This is a genomic window from Bradyrhizobium sp., from assembly GCF_004799445.1.
In the GTDB taxonomy this organism is placed as follows: Bacteria; Pseudomonadota; Alphaproteobacteria; order Rhizobiales; family Xanthobacteraceae; genus Bradyrhizobium.
Map to the genome: position 1 here is coordinate 1 of NZ_SSNA01000080.1, position 8291 is coordinate 8291.

Below are 8291 nucleotides of genomic sequence, written 5' to 3' on the forward strand. Positions count from 1 at the left end.
CCGCCTGCGGGGAGAGGTCGATCACGAAGTGATCGGGTGAGGGGGACTATCCGCGAGTCCGGCTTTGACGAGAGTCCCCCTCACCCCAACCCTCTAAGAGCGAGCTTCGCTCGTCTCGACCCCGCAAGCGGGGAGAGGGAGCAGTGGACTGATCGCCGCTGCACCCCAACTTAAACTCATCCCGCTCTAGAACGTGATGGCTTTTGAATCGCTCCGTCCGCGGAGGGAGCGCACTTCTAGCCAACCAAATCTCTCGCCTGTCGCTCAATCGGGCCCTTCAGCCAAAAAACTACAGGAACCGGGTCGGCCACAGCATGGTGCGCCACATATGCGCTGACGGGCTGCTGTCGAGGCCGAGTCCCTCTTTCGGCTGCCTGAAATGACGGCCGATGATGTCGGTGAAGTCGTCGAGGTCGACCTTGGCGTCGGGGTCGAATGAATAGAGATCGTTGAGGGTGATCAGGCGCGACGTCATGTAGTGCTTGTGGTTGCGGGCGCGCTTGTACTCGTCGACGATATAGGGCTCGACCTGAAAATCGGGACCGAACCATTTGGTGTAGGCCTCCGGATATTGGTAGCCGACGGATTCGTCCGGAAAGAACCGCAGCGCCTGATGGGCGCGCACCGCCCAGCTGATCTCCTCGTCGACATAGGGCTCGATCATCTGGGCGCCCCAGTAGCCGTGGTCGCACCTGATGAAACTCGCGACCGCGATGTCGTGCAGCAGGCACGCCATGATCACCTTCTCGCCATGGCCGGCCTTCCTGGCGTGCGCCGCGCTCTGCAGCAGATGAGAGGTCGAGGCGAACCGGCATCTGAAATAGTCGATCAAGGTCGGCTCGGCCGGCATTTTGGGAAGCCGCGGGTCCTCCCGCATCAGCAGGTACTTGCCGGGATTGCGCGCCAGCACCGCCGCGGTGTCGTCATCCAGCTTGCCGTCGGCGAGGTTGAACAGCGCCGACTTGATGACGATGTGCTCGAGCTCGTGCATCATCTGCTCTTCGAGCGCATCGGCGCGTTCGGACAATGTCGTGGCTGGCGCGTGATCATCCATCTCGACCTCCTCGCGGTGCGGCGATCGGCCAATGTGCCACGGCATTTTCGGCACGGCCGAATCGAAGCTGACGTCGCTAGTCCAACCCATTCTAGCAGAATCGTCCGATCGCGCCGGCAGCCATCACGCGAATTTGCCTCGGCGCCTGCATTTTTTGCAGGCACGCGGAATTTAATTGCGTTCGGCGGCTCAGCTGCGAAAGGTTGCAAAGGTACGTGTTGCAGGAACCGCTGGCGGTGGCGCCGGCATGCAGCCGCTCGCCAAGCACAGGGGAAGTGGCGCACGCTTGCTCAGCCAAAGAAGTCGCGCAGCATCCTGTTGACGGTATCGGGAAGTTCGACCTCCGGAAGGTGGCCGGCGCCGTCGAGGACCTCCAGTTTGCCCTGCGGCAGCGCCTTGACCAGAACCGCGGCGTTGTCGTCGATCGGGTTGACCCGGTCTTCGCGTCCGGAAATCAGCAGCACCGGAAAATCCAGCTTCGGGGCGACCTCTTCGGGGCTGTAGCCATCGGCCAGACCGAGCCTGACGCCATGCATGAAGCCACGCGGATTGGTGGCGCGCACCACACTGTCACGAGTTCGATAGTCTGCGGCGAGGCTTTGGCGGCGAGCAGGGCGTTGACGCGCTGGCCAAAGGCATATCCGCCCTTGGCTATCTGCGCTTCGCGGGTGGTGATAATGCTGCTCTTCTTCTCCTCGCTCATGTTGTGCGGCCCGATGCCGGTTCCGGTCATGGCGAGCCTGATGACGCGGCCGGGATAATGCAGGGCGAAGCACTGCGCGACCCGGCTGCCGAAGGAATTGCCGACGAGGTTGATGCGATCGAGCTTCAGCGCGGCGAGAAAGTCATTCAACGCGTCGGCAAACGTCGCGCAGCCGGGATTGTCGGTCTTCAGGGCATCAGAGAGCATATATCCCGGCGCGTTCCAGGCGACGACGTGATAACGGTCCGACAGTCCCGCGAACTGATAGCGCCAGTGCATCGAATTGGCGCCGACCCCGTGCAACAGCACCAGAGCGGGCGCGTCGGAGCGTCCGGCCTCCATGTAGCTCCAGCGGTCGCCGAGATAGTTTGCGCGCGACGCCGCCGGGATTTCCGCGAATTTCAACTCGGGCAGCGGCGGCGGCAAAGCCGTTTGCGCGCGGAGCGGAGCGATCGACAGCAATGCAAGGACCAGCAATGCATTAAGCTTCCGCGCCGACATGGACAACTCCAGGCTTGGATTCAACGATTGACCGTCCATATCACCCGGCGCTCATTTAGTCTCTGACCTGCACCTCGACAAATCCGATATGCTCGAGGTCAAAACGATAGCTTGCGGCCGCATCCGGAAAGACGGTTTTCATGACGCTTCCGGTCATCACGACCTGACCGGCTTTCAGCCCGACGCCCCTCGAGGCCAGCTGGGTGGCGAGCCACGCGACCGAATTGAAGGGATGGCCGAGGATATCGCGGCCGTGGCCTTCGCCGATCGCGACACCGTCCTTGGTGGCGCGCCCCGGCACATTCTCCAGATCAGGCCATGCCGTGGCAAATTCCGACAGCACGATGCCGGCATTCCAGGAATTGTCGGCGACCAGCGAAAGAACGTCGAGGCTGGCATAATCCGCGCTTCGATCGTCGACGAGTTCGATCGCCGCGCACACACCATCGATGTGCGGCGCGATCATCTCGGCAGTCATCGGCGTGCCCGTGATCGGGACGTCCGATTTGATGCGGACGGCGATTTCAAATTCCAGGCCCAGCCGCCCGAAACTGGAGCGCCGGATCGTCGCGCCTGATCGATGCACGCGGCTGGCGAGCACGACGCCCGCGATCGGATGGTCGATTCCGCAAAACGCCTGCATCGTCGCCGATGTCAGTCCAACCTTGTAGCCCACGGCATCGCCGTGCTCGCGCTGGAGAAGGCCGACGTATTTGTCCTGGATATCGTAGGCGTCCGCGATCGTGGCGGGCCCCTCGGGCGGACCCAACGTCCTGAAGCGCGCTCCGGCCTTGTGTTCGGCGAGCAGCTTTTCAGCTGCGCTCCTGGCTGCGATGTCCTTCATGGAGCCTCTCCCTTTTTCCCTTTTTGCAAATCTTAGCGCAGCAGGGGCTGCGGTCAAACAGGCTGCGCGAATCTCGGGGCGTTCGACCCCTGTGGTTCGCGCGGCCTCAGGTGATTTGCCCGACGGGCTGGTCACGCGAGTTTGTGTCTAGGGGGCTTCGCAAAAATATTTCGCTTTCCCCGTCGGGCAAATCATCTTTACAAACTCGCCCCGTCCCGTCCCACAGAGGGGCGGCTCGCGATCGTCACGGACGCGGGGCGGGATGCGGTGGACGTGGGCGGCGCCTTTGACGAATGGCGCCAACGCGGACGGCGAAGTCGTGTGGTCCTGACGCCTCGGCGCTGGCGTCAAATTGGCGGAGGTAACTTCGCCAGTGACGGTGTCAACAAGCCGATCACCGGGGAGAGCACGAGATAAGCCGTAAACCATTGCGCGGGGAATGCCGGGTGATTCCGGTGTGACCTGACTAACGCGTGTGCGTTCTACCACTATCATTGCACACGCGGCGGCGGGCGCATCGGGCGCCCGGCATTCCCTGCGCCCTCTGTTTGGAGAGGGCGGGAAATCAAACAAAACCTCGCGCGAAAGGCGCGGCGAGATCGCGAAGCCGTGTTTGGTCGTCATTGCGAGGAGCGCGAGCGACGAAGCAATCCATTCTTTCCCGTTGTGATGCATGGATTGCTTCGCTTCGCTCGCAATGACGGACCAGACCAAGCGCCTGCGCTTGATCGCCCTGAGTTGAATCGGCCGGCGCAACGGTGCAAGGTTAATCACCATTCTCATCGCAGCCCGCCGCTTATGACCGTACCCACCGTCACGCCCTCAGAAGTCCGCCGCGCGCTGTTGTGGCGCGATGAAATTGCCCTGCTCGATCTGCGGCACGAGGCCGCCTATGCCACCGGCCATCCCCTGTTTGCCGCCAACATGGCGGCGGACAGGATCGCGCTCGAGGCGAAGGCGCGGCTGCCGCGCAAAGATGTGCCGATCGTTCTTTACGACGCCGGCGAAGGCCTCGTTGCCTGGGCTGCGGAGCGCCTCGCGGCATTGGGCTATCGCCACGTTCGCCAGCTCGATGGTGGGCTCGAGGCCTGGCGGAAGGCGGGCTTTGAGCTTTTCCAGGATGTCAATTCCTACGCCAAGGCCTTTGGCGAACTGGTCGAGTCGCGCCGCCACACGCCGTCCTTGCCCGCCGACGAAGTCGCCGCGCTGATCGCTGGCAAGGCCAATATCAGGATCCTCGATGTCCGGCGGTTCGACGAATATGCCACCATGAACATCCCCGGCTCGGTTAGCGTGCCCGGCGCCGAACTGGTGCTGCGCGCGGGCCGCATGGCGCCGGATCCCGGGACCACCATCATCGTCAATTGCGCCGGCCGCACCCGATCGATCATCGGCACCCAGTCGCTGATCAATGCCGGCGTCGCCAACAAGGTGGTGGCGCTGCGCAACGGGACGATCGGCTGGACGCTCGCCAGCCAGCAGCTGGAGCATGGCGCGGACCGGCAGAGCGGGATCGGCCTGTTCGAGGGCGCGAAGGCCAATGCCCGCGAGGTGGCCTACCGCGCCGGCGTTCGGCACATCAGTCCGGACGAAGCGGGTGCGCTCGAGCAGGATACAAGCCGCACGCTCTATCGCTTCGACGTCCGCTCCGTTGAAGAATATGCGGCCGGTCACATCACAGGCTTTCGCCATTATCCCGGAGGGCAGCTGGTCCAGGAGATCGACATGGCCGCACCGGTGCGCGGGGCGCGCATCCTTCTGACCGACGACATGGGAGTCCGCGCCGACATGACGGCGTCCTGGCTCGCGCAAATGGGGTGGGAGGCTTTCGTGCTCGATGGCGGCTATGATCGCGCGCTGCAAATCGGGCCGCCGGAGGTTTGGCCAAAGCCCGATCCGTCCCACCGCTACCGGCGTCCTTACGAGGGCACCGATGTCAATGGCGCCGCGATGCAGGCCTATCTCGACTGGGAATATGGCCTGGTCGACCAGCTCCGGCGCGACGCCACGCATGGGTTTTTCGTCATTTGAATCGATTCTTCGTGATCGGCGGCGGCAGGGTGCTCCGTTGGCCACCCGGTTAAATGGCCGGGACCAACCCGGCCGTCCGGCCGATAGTCTGGGGCTGCTGTATCGTCCAATTTCGTTCCTATCTTGAAGCGATAGGAGTTACCGATGACCGATCAAGCCGACTTGTTGGCCCAATTCTCCAATGCGCTGGCCGCGCGCGCGGAAGCCGCGAAAGGTGCCGTCGTCGCCATCCGACTGGCGCACGAGCGGCATATCACCGGCCTGGTGTGGCGATCCGGGATCGTGGTGGCCTCCGAGCAGTCGCTGCCGCGCCAGGATGAGTTCGAACTGGTGGCGCCCGGTGGGGCGATCGTGACCGCTGGGATCGCAGGGCGCGATCCCTCCACCAACATCGCCATCCTGAAGCCTGCGGAACCGATCGCATCGCCCGCGATCGCAGTGGCCGAGGCGCGCACCGGCGCCATCGCGCTTGCGATCGGCGCCGACGGAACCGGCGGCGCCAGCGCGCGGCTGGGGCTCGTCAATCTCGCCGGCGGCGAATGGCATTCCAGCCGCGGCGGCCTCATTGACCGGCGCATCGTGCTCGATGTCAGGCTTGCCCGTCGCGAGGAGGGCGGGTCGGTTTTCGACGCCGCGGGTGGCTGTTTGGGGATGTCGACCTTCGGGCCGCGCGGCCAGGTCATTGTCATTCCGAGCACCACGCTCGAACGCGTGGTGCCGCAGCTGGCGCGGGACGGCCGCATCGCGCGCGGCTGGCTTGGTATCGGTTTGCAGGCCGTCGCGGTGCCCGACGCGCTGCGCGACACCGCCGACCAGTCCAGCGGTCTGATGGTGATGTCGGTGGTCGAGAACGGCCCGGCGGCGCAGGCGGGAATTGTCGCCGGTGATATCATCCTCAGTGTCGACGGGACATCGGCGCACCGGTTCCGGAAGATCGCCCGGCATTTCGGCGCCGACAGTATCGGGCGCAAGGCTGAGCTCCGCCTGATCAGGAGCGGTGCGGTCATGACGGTGCAGACCACCATCGCTGAACGGCACGCCGCATGAGCCAAGCGGCAAGCCAACTGGCACCAAAGGAGCGGCTGCGGGTGGCGGTCCACGCCGCGGATTCGCCGCGCCGTGTCGCCCTCGGGAGAGTGGTCGCCGAAGCCGGTCATATCGTCGTCGGCATCGGGGACACCGCCGATGTGGTGCTGGCGGACGGCGACGGTCCGCCCGGTGAAACCCGGCCGGTCGTCACCCTCGGTGGCGCGGACGAAGACTTGGCGGGCGTGCTGCCCCGCGACGCCGATGCGAGCCAGATCGATGCGGCGATACGCGCGGTGGCCGCCGGGTTGATCGTCCGCTTGCCAGGGACGAGGGAAAGGGAAGCGGGCTTTGGCGCGATGCGCGAGAGCGAAGCTCACGCCCTTCTGACGCCGCGCGAGCTCGAGGTCCTTGCAGCCCTTGCGGAAGGCATGACCAACAAGGCGATTGCCCGCCGGCTGGACATCTCGTTGCACACCGTCAAGTTCCACGTCGAATCCCTGTTCCGGAAGCTGGGCGCGCGCACCAGAACCGAAGCCGTGGCGAAAGCGTCCGAACGCCGCCGCCGCGAGACGATCACGTTGTGATGAGGTCGGAATAACGGTTGCGCCGTTCCGGCATGCCCGCCTGCTTCACGGCTGGCCCGGTCTGGCACGATGTTAGCGGGATCATACCCAAACGATCGAAAGGGGAATAAAGTCACGGCCGCTCCGGTCTTCTCGTCATCGAATAGATGACCGAAGGAAGAACCTGGAGCAGATCAACATGACCTATGAGTTAGAGTCGGCCGAAACGCAGGCCGTCAAAGCGGCAGTCGAAAGCAGACGTTTCGATCGCATCAGCATTGGCCTGCATTGGCTGACGGTGCTCCTCATCCTCGGTCAGTTTACCAGCGCATGGGTTCGCAAAGGACTTGATCACGACAGCAGCCTTGCGGTGGCAATTCTGGAAACGCACCGAACGATGGGGGTGCTGACATGGATCGTTGGATTGGCACGCCTCGCCTGGCGGCAAAATTTCGCCGACCTGCCGCCGTTTCCGCAGAGCATGCCGAAGCTTCAGCAATCGATCGCAAAGGCCAATGAATACGGCCTTTACGTCCTGCTTTTCGTGCAGCCGATCACCGGCCTCGGCAATGTCCTGTTTCGCGGCCATCCCTTCGAATTGTTGGTCTGGCAAGTGCCGGCGCTGCTGGAGCCAAACCCGGCCATCCGCAGCCTGTTCGTGCTGGCCCATGAGTTCGGCGCCAGAGCCCTTCTCGCCCTCATCGGCCTGCACGCGGGCGCCGCACTTTTCCACCGCCTGGTCTTGCGCGACGGCGTGCTGCAACGGATGCTGCCGTAGAACTCACGATGAGCTTGATCGCTCGTGATCTTTTGCGGATTCATTCCGATGGGCATGCTTTGTGCAAAAGTGCTCTATGCGGAAACTTTTTCGAGCAGGTCATGCACCAGTCCTCGAAGCAGATCGAGCTTGTAACCGGTCATGGCAAGCGGCCTTGCGCCAAGCGTGGATTGCGCAACCGCGCTCGCGATGGTCGCGGCGTTCGCTGCCGCGCTTTGCGCGGCGGATTCGGCGGCCCGAAGCCTGATCGGCACCGGGGCAATTCCTCCGGCCACGATGCGGACGAGCTTGAACGCTCCGTCCGCGATGACGGCACGGACGACGACTTCCACGAGCGGCCACTCCGCGTAGCTGCGGCTGATCGCCCGCCGGTAGAGCGCCCGCTCGCTGGCGACGGGAAGGCCGAGGTCGACGCTTTCGATGATTTCGCCGGGCGCCAGCGCATGGTCGACGCTGCCGTCGGAGCCATCGCCGAGCACCTGGTCGATGGTGAGACGCCGGCGAAGGTTGGTCGTGACCGTCGCGTCATAGGCCATCAGGGCTGCGGCCAGCGTCGAGGGATGCGGTGCGACGCAGGGTCCAAGATCGAAGGCGACGCCGTAGAGGTGGTTGCCGCCGCGGGCCGGACAAATCGAGCCGCCCTTCTTGAGGCAGGCAATTTGCGGGTCGCGATAGTACCAGCAGCGCGAGCGCTGGGCGAGATTGCCGCCAAGCGTCGCAACATGCCTTATCTGCGGCGTCGCGAGTCCTGCGGCGGCTGCGGTCAGACCCGGATAGGCCGCGCCCAG

General features: G+C 64.2%; 8 protein-coding genes and 1 pseudogene. 4 read left to right on the plus strand and 5 right to left on the minus strand.

All coding sequences use genetic code 11. From position 1 onward, the window contains the following. Window positions 1-289: 289 nt before the first annotated feature. The 4 genes and pseudogenes from E8A46_RS10605 to E8A46_RS10620 all read right to left on the minus strand — a co-directional run bounded on the left by E8A46_RS10605 (window position 290) and on the right by E8A46_RS10620 (window position 3102). Window positions 290-1054: an HD domain-containing protein gene (locus E8A46_RS10605; RefSeq protein ID WP_291560274.1), complete on the minus strand. Its 765-nt coding sequence runs from the start codon at window positions 1052-1054 to the stop codon at window positions 290-292. A 290-nt stretch (window positions 1055-1344) separates the two neighbouring features. After that, window positions 1345-1695 carry an alpha/beta hydrolase gene (locus tag E8A46_RS30430; protein ID WP_363251503.1) on the minus strand — a complete coding sequence of 117 codons (351 nt, stop codon included), beginning with the start codon at window positions 1693-1695 and terminating at the stop codon, window positions 1345-1347. Beyond that, window positions 1593-2297 (minus strand): annotated as a pseudogene (locus E8A46_RS10615) (alpha/beta hydrolase); the annotation flags it as partial. The gene E8A46_RS30430 and the pseudogene E8A46_RS10615, both read right to left, overlap by 103 nt. 16 nt (window positions 2298-2313) lie before the next feature. Further along, the gene (locus tag E8A46_RS10620) at window positions 2314-3102 is read right to left on the minus strand and encodes a fumarylacetoacetate hydrolase family protein (RefSeq protein ID WP_291560278.1); all 789 of its coding nucleotides are present in this window, start codon (window positions 3100-3102) and stop codon (window positions 2314-2316) included. A gap of 798 nt (window positions 3103-3900) precedes the next feature. Here E8A46_RS10620 and E8A46_RS10625 point away from each other — a divergent pair. The 4 genes from E8A46_RS10625 (at window position 3901) to E8A46_RS10640 (ending at window position 7503) form a co-directional block, all read left to right on the plus strand. Beyond that, window positions 3901-5133, plus strand: a complete 1233-nt coding sequence (locus tag E8A46_RS10625; protein WP_291560279.1) for a rhodanese-like domain-containing protein — start codon at window positions 3901-3903, stop codon at window positions 5131-5133. Between the two features lie 144 nt (window positions 5134-5277). Next, the gene (locus E8A46_RS10630) at window positions 5278-6180 is read left to right on the plus strand and encodes a S1C family serine protease (RefSeq protein WP_291560281.1); all 903 of its coding nucleotides are present in this window, start codon (window positions 5278-5280) and stop codon (window positions 6178-6180) included. An 89-nt stretch (window positions 6181-6269) separates the two neighbouring features. Next, window positions 6270-6746, plus strand: coding sequence for a response regulator transcription factor (locus tag E8A46_RS10635; protein ID WP_291560283.1), 477 nt, complete (start codon window positions 6270-6272; stop codon window positions 6744-6746). Window positions 6747-6924: 178 nt separating this feature from the next. Further along, a complete protein-coding gene (locus E8A46_RS10640; RefSeq protein WP_291560285.1) occupies window positions 6925-7503 on the plus strand; it encodes a cytochrome b in 579 nt (192 codons plus the stop codon). A gap of 74 nt (window positions 7504-7577) precedes the next feature. Here the strand turns inward: E8A46_RS10640 and E8A46_RS10645 are convergent. Then, on the minus strand, window positions 7578-8291 hold a 714-nt coding region (locus tag E8A46_RS10645), incomplete at its 5' end, for an FAD binding domain-containing protein (RefSeq protein WP_291560287.1).